This is a genomic window from Microtetraspora sp. NBRC 13810, from assembly GCF_030268685.1.
Lineage (GTDB): Bacteria > Actinomycetota > Actinomycetes > Streptosporangiales > Streptosporangiaceae > BSRQ01.
Genome location: NZ_BSRQ01000002.1, coordinates 60285 through 76724, shown reverse-complemented (window position 1 = coordinate 76724; position 16440 = coordinate 60285). Strand labels below are relative to the sequence as shown.

Sequence of the window (16440 nt, the reverse complement as noted above, 5' to 3'; positions counted from 1 at the left end):
CGGAAATTCTTGTCCGGGCAACGAAAGTACCAAGACCCTCTGTCGATCATGTGCGGGGGGCGCAGTTGAGCACGTGCTCCTTGACCAGCTCGCCCACCCGGGGGTCGTGCCGCCGGAACGCCTCGACCACCGCCTCGTGCTCCTCGGCGTACGACTGCTGGTAGGTGCCCAGCCAGCGGATGGACAGCGCCGTCCACACCTCGATGCCGAGCGACTCCCAGGTGTGCAGCAGCACGCTGTTGCCCGAGGCTCGCACCAGCTCCCGGTGGAAGGCGACCGTGTGCCGCACCTGGGCCTCGGCGTCGCCGGCCCGGTCGGCCTCGTAGAGCGCGGTGACCGCCGGCTCCAGGACGGAGACGTCCGCGCCCAGCCTGGGCGCGGCCAGCTCGGCGGCGATCTGCTCCAGGCCGGCCCGCACCGGATAGATCTCCTCCAGGTCGGCCGCGGTGAGGTTGCGCACCCGCACGCCCTTGTTCGGCGCCGACTCGATCAGCCGCAGGGCCTCCAGCTCGCGCAACGCCTCCCGTACGGGGGTCTGGCTGACCTCCAGCTCGCCGGCGATCCGCCGTTCGACGATGCGCTCGCCCGGCTTCCATCGCCCGCTCACGATCCCGTCCACGATGAACTCGCGGATCTGCTCCCTCAGCGAGTGGACGACGGGCGTGGCCATGGGGACTCCTCGGGAGATCGGCGGCTGCCTAGACAATACGGCGGCCTCCTGCCCGGAGTGCCCCGGTGCGACCGGATTCTTGGAGCTGCGCACGGCTAGCCGAGCGCCTGGTCGAGGTTGAACGCGGCGCTGATCAGCGCCAGGTGGGTGAACGCCTGCGGGAAGTTGCCGAGCTGCTCGCCGGTGCGCCCGATCTCCTCCGCGTACAGGCCCAGGTGGTTGGCGTAGGTCAGCATCTTCTCGAAGGCCAGCCGGGCCTCGTCCACCCGTCCGGCGCGGGCCAGCGCCTCGACGTACCAGAAGGAGCAGATGGAGAAGGTGCCCTCCGCACCCTGGAGGCCGTCCGGGCTCACCATGGGGTCGTAGCGGTAGACCAGCGAGTCGGAGACCAGGCCGTTGCCGAGCGCGTCGAGGGTGGACAGCCACTTCGGGTCGGTGGGGGCGACGAACTTCGCCATCGGCATCATCAGCACGGAGGCGTCCAGGATGTCCGCGTCGAACTGCTGGACGAACGCGTTCAGCGTCCGGGACCAGCCGCGCCGCATGATCTGGCGGTAGATCGCGTCGCGCGCGTCGCGCCAGCGGTTGAGGTCGCCGGGCAGCCCGCGCCGGGTGGCCATCCGGATGGCCCGCTCGATCGCGACCCAGCACATCAGCCGCGAGTACACGAAGTCCCTGCGCCCGCCGCGCGTCTCCCAGATGCCCTCGTCCGGCCGGTCCCAGTTCTGGCACACCCACTCCACGAGGATGCACAGCTCGTCCCAGCGGTCGCTGGAGATCGGGCGGCACCATTTGTCATAGAGGTAGATGGAGTCGATGAGCGCGCCGTAGACGTCCAGCTGCAACTGGCCGACGGCCGCGTTCCCGACCCGGACCGGCGCGGAGCCCGCGTAGCCCTCCAGGTGCGGCAGCTCGTACTCGGGCAGGTCGTTGCGGCCGTCGATGCCGTACATGATCTGCAACGGGCCGGAGGGGCCGCCGTCGTCCAGGGTGACGTGCTGGGACAGGAAGGTCATGAAGGCGTCCGCCTCCTCGGTGAAGCCCAGCCGCAGCAGCGCGTACACGCAGAAGGCGGCGTCGCGGATCCACACGTACCGGTAGTCCCAGTTCCGGCCGCCGCCGATCTGCTCGGGCAGGCTGGTGGTGGGGGCGGCGACGATCCCGCCGCTCGGCGCGTAGGTGAGGAGCTTCAGCGTGAGCGCGGAACGGTGGACCACCTCGCGCCACCTGCCGCGGTACCGGGAGGCGGCCAGCCAGTGCCGCCAGTACCGTACGGTGGCGGTGAACTGCTCCTCCGCCTCCTCGAACGCGCACGACCGCATCTCGACGCCGTTGCCCGTCCGGTCCAGGGCGAAGACGGCGACCTCGCCCTCGCTGAGCTTGAACCGCGCCCGCACGTCCCGCCCGTCGGACTCCAGCGGCACGGTGGAGGTCAGGGTGAGCGCGAGCGAGGACGCCTCGAACTCCGCGTGCCCCTCGTGCACCCGCAGGGTGTGCGGCCGCCTCCCGTAGTCGAACCGGGGGGCGACGCGGGCCCGGAACGGCAGCGTCCCGCGCACGCACACGACCCGCCTGATCAGCCGGTGCCGGTCGATCTCCCGGGAGTCGTCCACGATCGGCATGAAGTCCTGGACCTCGCCGACCCCGTCGGCGGCGGAGAACCGGGTGATCAGCACGTTGGTGTCGGGGAAGTAGAACTGCTTGGTGCCCGCGGGCACCTCAGGGGCCAGCTCGAACGCGCCGCCGCGCTCGGCGTCCAGGATCGCGCCGAACACGCTGGGCGCGTCGAACCGGGGGCAGCAGTACCAGTCGATGGTGCCGTCGGTGCCGACGAGAGCGACGGTCCGCAGGTCGCCGATCAGCCCGTGCTCCCCGATCGGTAGGTACCGGGAGCCGGCGCGGCCGAACTCCTCAGCCGTCATGTCCAACCCTCCCTCGCTGCCCTCAAGATACGCATCGGGCACGTCTGGAGGGGTTTGTCCTTCGGCAAGGGAGCGGCAGGATTCGGTCGATCAGCGGGCGGTCCACAGCGGAACCGGGGGACCGCCGCCCGCGGCGCCGTTCTTCTCCGCGGCGACGTGGCCCAGCCTCACCAGGGCGCGCTCGGAGGGGCTGCCCGGCTCGGCGGCCAGGACCACGAGCTGCTGCCCGGGGGCGCCGGAGATGGTGAACAGCTCGGCGGACAGGTGCATCTCGCCGACCTCGGGGTGCCGGAAGCGCTTGACCTCGCAGCCGCGGTTCCGCACGTCGTGCCGGGCCCACATGCGGCGGAACGCCGGGCTGTGCGCGCTGAGCTCGTTGATCAGCTCCGCCAGCAGCGGGTCGTCGTGGTCGCTCCCCACCGTGGCGCGCAGCGCGGCCGTCTTGCAGGCGGCGGCCTCCTCCCAGTCCAGGTAGAAGTTCTCCGCCTCCGGAGTGAGGAACACCATGCGCAGGCAGTTGTCCTGGAGGCTGAACCCGTCGTAGAGGGCCCGCACCAGCGGGTTGGCGGCGAGCACGTCCATCCGGCGGCCGACCACGAACGCGGGCGTGTGCTGCCAGCCCTCCAGCAGCCGCAGCAGGCTGGGGCTCACCCGCTCCCGGCGGTCCACCGGGTGGCGCGGCCGGGCGGCCGGGTGCGCGAGTTCGAAGAGGTGGCGCGCGGCCTCGTCCTCCAGCCGCAGGACCCGCGCCAGCGCGGACAGCACCTGGTCCGAGGGACCGCGCTCGCGGCCCTGCTCCAGCCGCGTGTAGTAGTGGACGCTCACCCCGGCCAGCATCGCCACCTCCTCCCGGCGTAGTCCGGGCGTCCGGCGGGAGCCGATGAGCGGAAGTCCGGCCTGTACGGGCGTCGTCACCTCACGCCGGGCGCGGAGATACTCCCCGAGGAGCTTGTCGCTGCTGTCCATTTCGTCACTTTATGTCTGGATTTACTGGGAAAGGGGGTCCGTAACACCCCCAGTCGCTTTCTTTAGCGACTCTTCACCCCGTGCCGGTCGCGGTGCGGCCCTCCCGGGCGTTCGCGCGCGGCCTCATCCTGCGCGCGGAGGACTTCGCGGCGCCGACGTCCCGCGCGACGCCGTCGCGCACGGTGGCCTTCCTGCTGTACTCCGGCGACTCCTCCAGCAGCGGCAGCCGCAGGACGAACCGGGCGCCTCGCGGAGAGTCCTCGATCCGCAGGGTGCCGTGGTGGGCGCGGGCGATGTCCCGGGAGATGGCCAGGCCGAGACCGCTGCCGCCGGAGTCGCGGAACCGCCCGTCCTCCAGCCGGGTGAAGCGCTCGAAGACGCGTTCCCGGTCGGCCGGCGCGATGCCGGCGCCGTCGTCCGCCACCGCCATGACGGCCTGGCCGTCCACCGACTCGACGTAGACGGTGACCCTGCTCTCCGCATGCCGTACGGCGTTGCTCAGCAGGTTGCCCAGGACCCGGATCAACTGGATCTGGGAGCCGCGCACCCACACCCCCGGCGCCGTCCTGACGTCCACCGGCGTGCCCGGCGGGTGCATCGTCTCCTTCGACACGAGCTCCCCGAGGTCGATCGGCTCCGGCGGCGTGGGGTCGGCGGCGCGCAGCCTGGCCAGCGCCAGCAGGTCGTTGACGATCGCCTCCAGCCGGTCGGTGACCGACAGCGCGCCCTGCATCGAGCGGACCGGATCGACCTCGCCCGGGTAGCGCAGCGCCTCCTCCAACTGCATGCGCAGGCCGGTGATCGGGGTGCGCAGCTCGTGCGAGGCGGTGGCGGCGAACTGGCGCTGCTGCTCCACCGCGCCCTCCAGGCGGGCCAGCGTCTGGTTGGCGGTGCGGGCGAGCTGCGCGATCTCGTCCTCGCCGGGCGGGACGGGCACCCGCAGGCTCAGGTCGCTCACCGTGATCTCCGCGATCCGCGCCCGGATCCCGGCCACCGGCCGCAGCGTACGACCCACCACGGCCCAGACCAGCCAGGCGGCCAGCACCGACAGGAGCAGGATGCCCAGGGCGAGCAGGTACTCCAGGCGATGGCCGCGCAGGATGCCGGGCGTCGCGCTGCCCGCGTAGACGACCGGGGCGTCCGCCGCGGGGGTCACCCGGATCGCCATGAGCATGTTGCCCCCTTCGACCAGCCGCTGGAAGCGGTCGTCGGCGGGCGGCCGGCTGGTGCTCAGCGGCCGGCCGCCGGGCGCCTGCCTGCTGGCCGCGAGGATCGTGCCGTCGGAGGCCACGAGCTGGACGAGGGCGATCTCGGCCGACGCGGGGATCATGCCCGGCACCTGCTCGTGCCGCGCCGCCGCGCTCCACTGGCTGGCCACCCGCTCGGCGGCCCTGAACAGGCCGTCCTCGACGTGGTACCTGATCGCCAGGTCGGTACTGGCGCCCACCGCGATCAGGATGACCATCAGGAGCAGGGTGGCGGTCGTGGTGTACCGCGCTTGGATCGACCGCAGGTGCGTCATCCCAGGTCCTTTCACAGTGCGTGTCGCCCGCGAGATCGTCATGTCGTTCAGCGCTCCCGGCCGTCCGGCTCGGTCATCAGGGAGAGCGTGCCGAGCAGGGCCAGCGCGTGCGCGGACGGGCTGCCGGGCTCCGCCTGCAGCACCAGCAGCCGCTGGCCGGGCGCGCCGGTGACGTCGAACAGTTCCGCGCAGAGGACGATGTCGCCGACCTCCCGGTGCCGCAGCCGCCTGGTCTCCCTGGGCCGCAGCGGCAGGTCGTGCCGGGCCCACAGGCGCCGGAAGTCCGCGCTGTGGCTGAGCTCCCCGACGAGCTCGCCCAGATGCGAGTCGCCGGAGCCGGTTCCCGCGGCCGAGCGCAGATGGGCCACCCGGGACCGGGCGACGTCCTCCCAGTCCCGGTAGAACGTGCGCGCCGCCGGATCCAGGAAGACCATCGAGGCCAGGTTGTCCGTGTGCTCCAGCCCCTCGTAGAGCACGGTGGCCAGCGGGTTGGCGGCCAGGACGTCCATGCGGCGGTCGAACACCAGCGCCGGATTCTGCGGCGAGCATCGCATCAGCCGCAGCAGGTTCGGGTTGACGGCCTCGGTACGGCGAGCCCGGTCGTCCCGCCGGAGCCGGGCCAGACGGTAGAGCCGCGCCGCGGCCTCCGGGTCCAGGTCGAGCGCCCGGACCAGCGCGTTCACCACCCGCTCGGAGGGGCGGCGCTCCTGGCCGCGCTCCAGCCGGATGTAGTACTCGGTGCTGATGCCGGCCAGCATGGCGACCTCTTCCCGGTGCAGACCGGGCGTCCTGCGCGGGCCGAGGCCCAGCAGGCCGGCCTGCGCGGGGGTGGTGAGCTCGCGCCGCGTGCGAAGGAACTCACCGAGGAACTGCTCGCTGTCCATTTTGTTACGGTATGACGGAATCCGGTAGATCAGGTGGCCCCAGGACTACCAGGATGGCCAAGGCCAGGTTAGGCGGGTCCCCGCCAGACGCATCACGCTTTTTCAGGAATTAAACCTTGGCGGTGAGCAGGCAGAAGATCCCATCCGGGGGTTTCGCGGGGGATTCGGTCCGCATGGGTCGTGGTGAAGCGGGCAGTCTTCCCCGCGCCTCGTCGGCGGAGGATCACGGCCGGGCGGTGGCCCTCGGTCGGGCGGGGTGGGCAGCGGCGCTTCTCGACTGCCCAGATGGTTTCGGATCAAGCCCGATGGAGGACATGGTGACGTCAACCAACCCCGGCCGCCCAGACGAAACGACATCGAGCGGAGCCGGCCGGCCGCGCCGCCGCCACTCACGTCCGGTGGTCCTCGCGACCGCCCTCGTACTGGCGGCCTCGGGCGGTGTCGGGGTGTCCGCGGCGTCGGCGGCGACGCCGCCCGCCCCGGAGCCGGAGACCCCGACCCCGACGGTGACGGTTTCTGAGACGCCCACCGAAACGCCGACCGATACCCCGACGGAGACGCCCACCGAACCACCCGCGGAGACCCCGCCCCCCGCTCCCAAGCCGCCGCGCATCCCGCCGCTGGCGTTCCCCGGCACCATGCACGGCGAGTTCGTCCTGCCCGGCAGGGACGGCTGCGGTGTCCGGGTGTTCACCCAGACCGGTGAGGCGACCCTCCTGTCCGAGGAGTCGATCACCGTCAAGAGCCAGGACGGCTTCGAGCGGGTGTACACGCTGACCGACTCCACCAAGACCCTCGCGGGCCGCCGGGGCAACCAGATCAGGCAGGGCGACTGGGTGACGGTCACCGCCACCGTGGTCACCGGCACCCCGGCCCCCACCGACCCGCCCCCGCCCCCGCCCCCGCCCGCCCCGACCGACCCCGCCCCGACGGACCCGGCTCCCACCGACCCGGCTCCGACTGATCCGGCTCCGACTGATCCGGCTCCGACTGATCCGGCTCCCACCGACCCGGCTCCCACCGACCCGGCTCCCACCGACCCGGCTCCCACCGATCCGGCCCCGACCGACACCGCCACCCCGGCTCCCACCGACACCGGCGCGAGCCCGACTGGCAGCGTCCCCGTGGGCGCCCCGCCGGTGGCGCCGCCGGGCGGGGTGGGCACGGCTCCCGGCGCCCCCGCGGCCGAGACGGCGACCGCCGCCTACGTCTTCGACCTGTCCCGCCCCAGCAAGAACTTCTGGCGCGGCGACGGCTGGTGGTACCCGGGCAAGTGGCGGCCGGGCAGCAAGTGGCGCACCCCCGCCACCTGCCCCACCCCGTCCCCGGGCGTGCCGTCCGCCACCCCCACCCCGACGGACCCCCCGACCCTCCCCACCGACCCCCCGGCGGAACCCCCCACCACCCCGGCCCCGATCCCCACGGTGACCGAGACCCCGACCACCACTCCCACCCCCTGACCCCTCACCACCACTGACGACGGCCGCGGCGGGGAGACCCCGCTGCGGCCGTCGCGTGTCCGCCGTCACCGCAAGGCGTCGGCGCGGTCGTGCCGGGGCTGGAGGGCCTGGAGGGCGGCCTTGGGGTCGTCGGCGTAGAAACGGATGGTGGTGGCTTCGGTGCGGCGGCCGAGCGGGCGGGTGACGGGGACCGGTTCGCTCAGGTGGACGACGACGTTGATCCGCGAGGAGATCGCCACAGTGACCCGCCCGTCGGCCGCGGTGACCATGCCGGTCTCGTTGAAGCTGCGCGCCGTCTGCACCGACGTGATCAGCTCGCGGGGGACGCGCAGGTCGAAGAAGGCGCCGTAGCGGACGCGCAGCTCGTCCGGTGACACGACGTGCGGACGGGTGACGGCGCCGGCCTGGAGTCCGAGGGCGAAGACGACCGAGTAGACGTCGATCACCAGCACGGCCACGCGGAGCCCCGTCGGCACGTTCATCGACTGCAGCATCAGCTCCAGGGCCACCGTCTCCAGCACCATGGCGAAGATGAACACCCAGGTCATCATGGACTGCCCGCTCGCGTACGGCACGGCGGTGGCGCCCGGGGGCACGCCGTGGCGGCGGCGGGCGACCCACAGGGCGATGCTCGCGACGCCCTGGAAGTCGAAATGCATGATCTTGCGCACCTGGGCGGGCACGAGCCGGTCGTAGGTGCCGCGCAACGCCGCCGGCCTGCTCGCCCCTGCCCGGCGCTCGGCCCGGAAGAGCCGGTACGCGGTCACCGCCTCCAGGGTGAGCACCGAGACGACGGCGAACTCGGCCGCGACGAGCACCGGGAAGGGCAGGGACACCCCTGACACGATGAGGATCAGGAGCAGCAATTCGGCCGGGATGACGGCGAACAGCGCGGCGCGGGCGATCCTGAGCATGAGGTCCTCTCGTGGTCGTCGGGAGGCGCGGTCCGGTGATCCGGGGCGGCTCACCGTCATTAGAAACGTTGACGTCGCGACAAGGTCAACGGCGGTGATGTGGGCCCCATCACATAGGCCATCTATATAGATTGGCTATACAGTTGTCCCGTGACAGCGGATGCGGAGCGGCGGGACGAGACGGCGCGGGCGCTGGACGAGGTGATCAGGTTCGTCGTGCGGCAGATGCTCGCGATGCGCGAGGTCGGCCTCACCGCGATGACGGCGCTGAGCCGCCTGGACACCTCGGGTCCGTGCCGGATCACCGAGCTGGCCGTGCACGAGGGGATCAGCCAGCCGTCGATGACCGCGATGGTCTCCAGGCTGGAGACGCAGGGCCTGGTCGAGCGGCGGCGCGATCCGTCGGACGGCCGGATCGTCCTGGTCGTGATCACCGACGCCGGACGGGCGATGCTCCGGCACCGCCAGGCCGGCCGGGTGGCGTTCGTGTCCAGCCTCGTCGGCGCGCTGGGCGCCGGCGAGCAGAAGGCGCTGGCCGCCGCCGTCCCCGCCCTGCGTCACCTGGTCGACCAGGCCGCCGTCCCGGCCGCGCTGGCCGCCGCGAGAAAGGCGATCGCCGACGATCATCACGGGGAGTGAGAGCGATGTCCGCGCACACCACTGAAACGGGTAGACCCGCCGAAACGGGCGAAACTCCCGCGTTTCCGATGCCCAGGGCGGCCGGCTGCCCCTTCGACCCGCCGTCCCGGCTGCGCGAGATGCGGGCCGAGGGGCCACCCGCCAAGGTGCGGCTGTGGGACGGCAGCACCCCCTGGCTGGTCACCCGGTACGCCGACCAGCGCGCCCTGCTGGCCGACCCGCGGATCAGCGCGGACACCGGCCTGCCCGGCTATCCGCACCCGACGCCCGGTTCCGCCGAGCGCCGCAGGTACGCGCGGACCTTCATCAGCATGGACGACCCCGGCCACTCCCGGCTGCGCCGGATGGTCACGGCCCCGTTCACCGTCAGGCGGGTGGAGGCGCTGCGGCCGGTCGTGCAGGGGATCGTCAACGGCCTGATCGACGACATGCTCGCCGGACCGCGTCCGGTCGATCTGGTGCGCGAGTTCGCCCTGCCGGTGCCGTCGATGGTGATCTGCGAAATGCTCGGCGTGCCGTACGCGGACCACGACTTCTTCCAGGCCGACAGCAGGATCCTGGTCAACCGGGACGAGCCGGTCCAGGCGCAGGCGCGGGCTCAGGAGAACCTGGTCGGCTACCTGGAGCGCCTGGTGTCCGCCAAGCTCGTCCGGCCCGGCGACGACGTGCTGTCCCGGGTGGCCGCCGAGCAGGTCGCGACCGGCGCCCTGTCCCGGCGCGACGCCGCCGCGATGGGCATGCTGCTGCTCGTCGCCGGGCACGAGACGACCGCGAACATGATCGCGCTGGGCACGCTGGCGCTGCTGCTGCATCCCGGCCAGCTCGCCGAGCTGCGCGACTCCGGCGACCCCGCGCTCGTCGCGAGCACGGTCGAGGAACTGCTGCGCTACCTGACCATCGTCCACTCGGGGCGGCGCAGGGTCGCGCTGGCCGACATCGAGGTCGGCGGCCGGACCATCCACGCGGGGGACGGCGTCGTCCTCGCCACCGACGCCGCCAACCGGGACGAGGAGAGGTTCGCCGACCCCGACCGGCTGGACGACCACCGTGACGCGCGCGGCCACCTGGCCTTCGGCTTCGGCGTGCACCAGTGCCTGGGCCAGAATCTCGCCCGGATGGAGCTCCAGGTCGTCTACGGGACGCTGTACCGGCGCATCCCCGGCCTGCGGCTCGCGGTGGATCTGGACCGGGTGCCGTTCAAGCACGACGCCCAGATCTTCGGCGTCTACGAGCTGCCGGTCACCTGGTGAGAAAGGAGAGTGCCATGCGCGTGTTCGCCGACCAGGACAGGTGCGTCGGATCGGGGCAGTGCGTGCTGACCGCGCCCGCCGTGTTCGACCAGCGCGACGAGGACGGCATCGTCACGTTGCTGACCGACGACCCGCCGCCCGGTGAGCACGAGGCCGTCCGCCGGGCCGCCGTCCTCTGCCCGGCCATGGCCATCCGCCTCGCCGGGTCGTGAGCCGCCGCGCGCTTCTCGCTACCCGCGCGCTACCACGGCGCAACCGGAGGTGCCCAGTATGGGGACGCGCCGCTCCCGGGGAACAGGGGCGGCGTGCGGTGGCGAGCGTGCCGGCCGCCCTCTGCGGGACGGTCACGGGAGGGACGGTCACGGGCGGGGCGCTCACGGGAGTAGCGCCCCGCGATGGCGGTCGGCGTGCTCGCGCGCGTAGAGGCGGACCAGCGGATGGAAGAGGTAGCGGGTGGGACCGTCCTGGCCGGGCGCGTGGCAGCGGAGCAGCTCGGCGTTCAGGAGTTCGTCCAGGTGCGCCTCCGCCTCCCGCACCGACGTGTCCAGCAGCGCGGCGAGCGTCTGCGCGGTGAAGTCGGCGGCGTCGGCCGCGCCGAGCAGCATGAAGGCGCGTTTCGTCCGCGGGGCGAGTGTCCGGTGGCTCTGGTCGAGGCTGTGCCGTACGGACAGGTCGCCCACGGCGAGCTCGCCGAGGCGCCGGTCCTCCGGGCGCAGGCGGTCGGCGAGCCGGGCGAGCCGCCAGTGCCCGTGACCGGCGAGCAGGGCCCCGGCGATCCGTACGGCGAGCGGAAGGTGGCCGCACAGCCGGGTGATCTCGGTGGCCGCGGCGTGTTCGGCGGCGACCCGCTCCGGCCCGGCGACCCGGGCGAGCAGCGCCTCCGACGTGAGCGGGTCGAACGGTTCCACGCGCAACGGGCGGGCGCTCAGCCCGGTCAGCGCGCGGCGGCCGGTCACCAGCACGGCGCAGGCCGGGCCGCCGGGCAGCAGCGGCCGGATCTGCGCCTCGTCGGCGGCGTCGTCCAGCACGGTCAGCACCCGGCGCCCGGCCAGCATCGCGCGGAACATCTCGGCCCGCTCGTCCAGCCCGCCGGGCATCGCCTCCCGGTCCACGCCCAGCGCGAGCAGGAGGCGTCCCAGCACGGCGCGCGGGTCGGCGGGACGCGGCCCGGAGCCGTGCAGATCGACGTACAGCCGGCCGTCGGGGAACTCCCGGCGCAGCCGGTGCGCCGCGTGCACGGCGATCGTCGTCTTGCCGGCCCCGGCCATGCCGGTCAGCGTCACGATCTCCGTCGCGGTGCCCGTGCCGAGTCCGGTGAGGTGGCCGAGCAGCGCGTCGGTGTGCTCGATCCTGCCGGTGAAGTCGATGATGTCCGGCGGGAGCAGGCACGGTCCCGCGCCCGGCGGCACGACGACCCGGTCCCGGGCGGCGGGCGGCAGCTCCAGCACGTGCCGGGTGCGCGAGGCGGGCTGGTCGCCGCGCAGCACCGCCCGGTGCACCCGGCCGAGCAGCGGCCCGGGCTCCACCCCCAGCTCGTCGGAGAGCCGGTTCCGGGTTCTGGCGTAGACCTCCAGCGCCTCGGACTGACGGCCCGCGTCGCGCAGCGCCAGCATCAGGTAGCCGTGCAGCCGCTCGCGGTAGGGGTGCAGCTCGGCCATCTGGGGAAGCTCGTCCAGCGCCCCGGACTGGCGGCCGAGCGCGAGGTCCACCGCGACCAGGTCCTCGTACGCGAGCAGCCGCTGCTCCTCCAGGCGGCGGACCTCGTCCGCCACCGGCTGCACCTCCCCGATGCCCGCGTACGCCGTCCCGTGCCACAGCCCGAGTCCCTGCTCGAACAGGACGGCGGCCGCGCCCAGGTCCGCCCGGTCCCGCGCGCCGCGCGCCTCCGCGACCAGCCCGGCGAAGCGCAGCGCGTCCAGTTCCACCGGCGCGACGACGGCCGCGTACCCGGCCGCGCTGTGCACGATGCGCTCGCGCTGGCCGATCGCCTCGCGCAGCCGGCGCACGTACACCTGGAGGGTCTTGCGGGCGCTGCGCGGCGGGGCGCCGGGCCACAGGGCGTCGATCAGGTCGTCCACCGCCACCGGCTCGCCCGGCCGGCAGAGCATCACCGCGAGCAGCCGACGCCACATCGCGGCGCCGAGCGCGACCGGGACGCCCTCGTAGCGCACCTCCAGGGGGCCCAAGACCTGGAACTCCAGCATCACCGGGCCGTCTCACCGCGGGACGGCACGGCGAGGCGGGCCTTCCGGGCCTTCCCGGCCTTCCCGGCAGGGTAGGCGTCCCGGCGCCGTGTTCCTCCGTGGGTGCTGCTCATCACCGGCTCTCTCGTGTGTCCGGGGGCTGTCCGCGCAGCACCGTTATAGTCCGCCGGGCGTTGTCCAGCGGTGCCCGGTTCCACTGGACAATCAACGTTTCCCCGGGTCGGGCGGGGGAGAGGCGTCTCCCGCCCCCGCTTCGTAACTGAGCCAAGCTTTGCAGGACCTTGTCAGTACTCTTGCGGCGCACTGTCAACCCGCCGGGTCGCCTATGACGGAAAATCTGCTGGAAAGGGCGGCGTTCGCCCGCCGTACACCGACAGTGAGAAAGCAGGCAACATGTCGATGCGAGGCTTCGCCGTGCCGTTCAACGGGAAAAAGGCCACGATTAGCCGGAGCGTCATCATATGGGGGGCGGTGGCCGCTCTTCTGGCGCCCCAGGCCGCGTACGCGACCCCGCCGGTGGGGGTGAGCGGCCAGAACATCACCAAGGTGACGGCGCTCGGCACGGAGTACATCGTGCGCCAGATCACGATCGCGCCCGGCGGCAGCACCGGGTGGCACTGGCACAACGGCACGCTGTACGTACGCGTGGTGCGCGGCACGCTGACGCACACCACCTACGACTGCGTGACCACCAGGAACTACGGCGCCGGCCGGAACTTCGTCGAGCCGAGCGGCAGCCGTTTCGTGCACATCGGCCGCAACCTGGGGGAGACGCCCGTCGTGCTCCAGGTGCTCTACGTGAACCCGCAGGGCGCTCCGCTGGCCCAGGACGTGCCCAATCCCGGATGCCCCTTCCAGTAATTCCGTGCCGATATAAGTCGGGTTTGACGGTAATTTCGTCACAGTTGTCGTTGGACAATTCTTTGAAGTCAGGGTCTCATGTACTTGCCCATTTTCCGTGAGGCAAGGAGAGACAATGGCAAATTGGCGGGGAATATCGGCTTTCGCTGTCGCAGTGGTGGTGGCGATGGGGCCGGGAGCCGTCGATGCACGTCCGGCGGCGGCGAAGACGGTGCTGGCGGAGACGGTGGCGGCGAAGACGGCGGCGGAGACGGTGGCGAAGGGGGTGGCCGCGCCCGGGGGACTGCGCGTCACCCGGTTCCTCGGGGAGCAGCGCCTGCCGTACCGCGCGGAGTTCGAGGGGACCGTCGTCGGCGGGCTGTCCGGCATCGACCGCGACCCGCGCACCGGCACCTGGTACTTCATCTCCGACGACCGCTGGCGCTACAACCCGGCCCGCTTCTACACCGGCAGGCTGGACATCGACCCGGCGAGCGGCGCCTTCACCGGCGTGCGCCTCACTGGCGTCACCACCCTCAAGCGCCCGGACGGCAGCCCCTACCCGGCGTACGGCGAGCCGGAGTCGGCCGACCCGGAGACCATCCGCTTCGACCGGCGGACCGGGCGGCTGCTCTGGGCGCACGAGGGCGACCGCCCGAGCGCGTCGAACCCCGGCATCCCCGTCTCCCAGCTGTTCGTCCGCTGGACCGACGACCAGGGGCGGCACCGCGGCGAGCTGCCGCTGCCGAAGAATCTCACGATGACCGGCACCGAGGCGGGCCCGCGGCGCAACTTCGGCTTCGAGGGCCTCACCTTCGCCCCCCGGACGATCGCGGCCGTCGTGGAAGGCCCCCGTCATGAGGACGGCGAGCCGCCCACCGTCGAGCGCGGCGCCCCCGCCCGGATCACCGTCTGGAGCCGCTCCGGCCGCCTGCAGGCCCAGTATGCCTACCCCATCGACCCGCTGCCCGCCGCCCCGATCCCGCCCACCGGGCACACCGACAGCGGCGTCTCGGAGATCCTGGCCATCGACGACGACCGCTACCTCGCGCTGGAGCGGTCCTGGATCGAGGGCGTGAACTACCGGGTCAAGCTGTACGAGATCGACCTGCGCGGGGCCACCGACGTGCTGTCCAGGGACAGCCTGGCCACCGGCCGGCCCTACCGTCCGGTGACCAAGCGGCTCGTCATGGACCTCGGCGACGTCCGCCCGCCGGTGCAGAACCTGGAGAGCATCGCCTGGGGACCGCGACTGGCGAGCGGCGAGTGCAGCCTCGTGATCGGCTCCGACGACAACTTCGACGAGCGGGAGGCCACCCAGTTCCTCGCCTTCGCCGCCAGGGGCTGCTGACCCCTGCGGCCCCCTCGGCCGGGCGGGGCCGGGGGGCGGCCGGTCAGGGAGCCGGTGGTGCCGGAGCGGAGGGAGCCTGACCCGAGGCCGGGACGGGCGCCGGGGCGGGTGTCGGGGCGGGTGTCGGGGCCGGGGCGAGGGCGGGGGCGGAGGGCGCCTCAGCGGGCGCCTGGGCCGGAGCGAGGGCCGGGGCCGGGGCGGGCGCCGAGGCCGGGGAGGGGAGCGCCTGGGCCGCGGGGACGGGTCGTTGCGGCACGTAGCCGGAGGCGACGTTCAGGTCGGCCAGCCAGCGGCGCAGGCCGGGGACGGCCGTGGGGTCGGCGGCGACCTTGGCGGCATACTGCGACAGCGCCACCTCCTCGCCGTCGCCGTACAGCAGCCGGGCCGGCCCGGACCACGACAGCGTCCACCTCGCCTGCCCGTGCTCGATCAGCACCGCTTCGAGCGCCTGCCCGAGCACCCCGGCCAGCAGCGTGTCGGACGGCTGCCAGCCGAGCTGCCGCAACTCGTGCTCCAGCGCCCCCTGCTGCCCCCGGTGGATCGCCTCGAAGGCCGCGTCCAGGTACGGCAGCGCGGCGCCGACCACCCGCTGCCCGGCCGCCGACAGGTCGTACAGCGCCTCGGCGTTGCGCGCGGTGTACATGCCGAAGGCGACGAGGTCCTCCCACGACACGGGCCGCAGCCGGGTCAGCGCCTCCTGGGTCCACATCGTGTTCTCCACCGCCGCCGCGGCGACCCCCGGATCGACGAGCAGCGCGGTCGCGGCCCGGCGGTCGGGCGGATGGCCCGGTTCGGGCAGCAGCGCGATCGCGGCGAGCCGCTCCTCCAGGCCGGGATGGGAGTCGTAGGGGGAGGTCGGCCTCGGCTGTTCGCCCGCCTTGGCCAGCTCGGCCTGCCGGGCCGGGTCGGACAGCAGCGCGTGGAACCCGGCCATGATCTGCGCGGGCCGGTTGCCGCCCGCGCCGGCCATGCTCAGGTAGGAGTCGGTGAACAGGTCCCACGCCAGCGCCGTGCTGCGGATCTTGCGGAGCGCCCCGGCCATCGCGTCCCTGCCCGCGATGGCGACCGCGAACTCGTCGGCCTCCAGCTCCTGCCGCCGCGACACGGCCTGGGAGATGCGCAGATAGAGCTTGGCGTAGGCGTAGAACACCCGCTGGAGGATCGGATGGCCGCGCAGCCCCTGCACGGTGGCGATCAGCGAGACCCGGCCCCGGTAGACCGGCGCGCCCAGCCGGGTGTGCGCCCCGCTGTAGTGGCCCAGCTCGTGCCCGAGTACGGCGCGCATCTCGTCCACGGTGAGGATCTGCAGCAGCGGCAGGCCGATGTACATCCGGCGGCCGGTCGTGACCAGGCCGAGCAGCCGGGTGTCCTCCGAGACCGCGGCGTTCACCTCGGCCACCAGCCGGATCTCGTTCGGCGGGGCGGTGCGCACCCGCTGGGCGAGCTCCTCCACCGTCCGCCACAGCTCCGGCTCCTGCCACCGCTCCACGGCCACGCCCGGCTGCTCGTCCGACGTCCTCCTGCTCACCATCCACAGCGCCCGGACCAGCGCGACGGCCGCCAGTGTCAGCAGCGCGGCGACCTGCAGCCCGCGGACGTGGAAGTCCACGAGGAGGTAGACGTCGAGGAACACTGCGGCGGCCAGGACCAGCCCGACCAGCACGTAGAAGCCACTGAGCAGGGCGAAGGCCAGGGCGGCCCGTAGCGCGGTGGTCATGGGACAAACTCCACGTCAGGGTCAGGTGTGGTCAAAGACCCTAGCGGGGTTTGCGCCGGAGCGGGTCTCGCCGCCGCGACGACGGCTCACCGCGAGTCCGG

General features: G+C 72.9%; 14 protein-coding genes. 6 read left to right on the top strand and 8 right to left on the bottom strand.

What is annotated here, in order from left to right:
• Window positions 1-46 precede the first annotated feature (46 nt).
• From QSK26_RS04140 to QSK26_RS04120, 5 genes are all read right to left on the bottom strand, one after another.
• Complete coding sequence (locus QSK26_RS04140; RefSeq protein ID WP_285773603.1) at window positions 47-670, bottom strand: GntR family transcriptional regulator; 624 nt, start codon at window positions 668-670, stop codon at window positions 47-49.
• A gap of 95 nt (window positions 671-765) precedes the next feature.
• The gene (locus tag QSK26_RS04135) at window positions 766-2592 is read right to left on the bottom strand and encodes a glycoside hydrolase family 15 protein (protein ID WP_285773602.1); all 1827 of its coding nucleotides are present in this window, start codon (window positions 2590-2592) and stop codon (window positions 766-768) included.
• A gap of 90 nt (window positions 2593-2682) precedes the next feature.
• Complete coding sequence (locus QSK26_RS04130; protein WP_285773601.1) at window positions 2683-3558, bottom strand: helix-turn-helix domain-containing protein; 876 nt, start codon at window positions 3556-3558, stop codon at window positions 2683-2685.
• 73 nt (window positions 3559-3631) lie between these two features.
• Window positions 3632-5080 carry a sensor histidine kinase gene (locus QSK26_RS04125; RefSeq protein ID WP_285773600.1) on the bottom strand — a complete coding sequence of 483 codons (1449 nt, stop codon included), beginning with the start codon at window positions 5078-5080 and terminating at the stop codon, window positions 3632-3634.
• Window positions 5081-5127: 47 nt separating this feature from the next.
• On the bottom strand, window positions 5128-5964 hold the full coding sequence (locus QSK26_RS04120) for a helix-turn-helix domain-containing protein (RefSeq protein ID WP_285773599.1): 837 nt from the start codon (window positions 5962-5964) through the stop codon (window positions 5128-5130).
• Window positions 5965-6362: 398 nt separating this feature from the next.
• Between QSK26_RS04120 and QSK26_RS04115 the strand changes: the two genes are divergently transcribed.
• Window positions 6363-7424 carry a hypothetical protein gene (locus tag QSK26_RS04115; protein ID WP_285773598.1) on the top strand — a complete coding sequence of 354 codons (1062 nt, stop codon included), beginning with the start codon at window positions 6363-6365 and terminating at the stop codon, window positions 7422-7424.
• Window positions 7425-7489: 65 nt separating this feature from the next.
• Here QSK26_RS04115 and QSK26_RS04110 read toward each other — a convergent pair whose 3' ends face one another.
• Window positions 7490-8338 (bottom strand): hypothetical protein, encoded by an 849-nt coding sequence (locus QSK26_RS04110; RefSeq protein WP_285773597.1) that lies wholly within the window; start codon window positions 8336-8338, stop codon window positions 7490-7492.
• A gap of 150 nt (window positions 8339-8488) precedes the next feature.
• Between QSK26_RS04110 and QSK26_RS04105 the strand changes: the two genes are divergently transcribed.
• The 3 genes from QSK26_RS04105 (at window position 8489) to QSK26_RS04095 (ending at window position 10439) form a co-directional block, all read left to right on the top strand.
• Complete coding sequence (locus tag QSK26_RS04105) at window positions 8489-8977, top strand: MarR family winged helix-turn-helix transcriptional regulator (protein ID WP_285773596.1); 489 nt, start codon at window positions 8489-8491, stop codon at window positions 8975-8977.
• A gap of 68 nt (window positions 8978-9045) precedes the next feature.
• Window positions 9046-10227, top strand: coding sequence for a cytochrome P450 (locus QSK26_RS04100; protein ID WP_285773595.1), 1182 nt, complete (start codon window positions 9046-9048; stop codon window positions 10225-10227).
• A 14-nt stretch (window positions 10228-10241) separates the two neighbouring features.
• Window positions 10242-10439 (top strand): ferredoxin, encoded by a 198-nt coding sequence (locus QSK26_RS04095; protein ID WP_285773594.1) that lies wholly within the window; start codon window positions 10242-10244, stop codon window positions 10437-10439.
• Between the two features lie 162 nt (window positions 10440-10601).
• On the opposite strand, the gene QSK26_RS04090 is transcribed toward QSK26_RS04095, so the two are convergent.
• A complete protein-coding gene (locus tag QSK26_RS04090; protein ID WP_285774179.1) occupies window positions 10602-12431 on the bottom strand; it encodes an AfsR/SARP family transcriptional regulator in 1830 nt (609 codons plus the stop codon).
• Between the two features lie 471 nt (window positions 12432-12902).
• Between QSK26_RS04090 and QSK26_RS04085 the strand changes: the two genes are divergently transcribed.
• The gene (locus QSK26_RS04085; RefSeq protein ID WP_285773593.1) at window positions 12903-13292 is read left to right on the top strand and encodes a cupin domain-containing protein; all 390 of its coding nucleotides are present in this window, start codon (window positions 12903-12905) and stop codon (window positions 13290-13292) included.
• A 166-nt stretch (window positions 13293-13458) separates the two neighbouring features.
• Window positions 13459-14622 carry an esterase-like activity of phytase family protein gene (locus QSK26_RS04080; RefSeq protein WP_285773592.1) on the top strand — a complete coding sequence of 388 codons (1164 nt, stop codon included), beginning with the start codon at window positions 13459-13461 and terminating at the stop codon, window positions 14620-14622.
• A 43-nt stretch (window positions 14623-14665) separates the two neighbouring features.
• On the opposite strand, the gene QSK26_RS04075 is transcribed toward QSK26_RS04080, so the two are convergent.
• The gene (locus QSK26_RS04075; protein ID WP_285773591.1) at window positions 14666-16339 is read right to left on the bottom strand and encodes a M48 family metallopeptidase; all 1674 of its coding nucleotides are present in this window, start codon (window positions 16337-16339) and stop codon (window positions 14666-14668) included.
• Window positions 16340-16440: the final 101 nt, after the last annotated feature.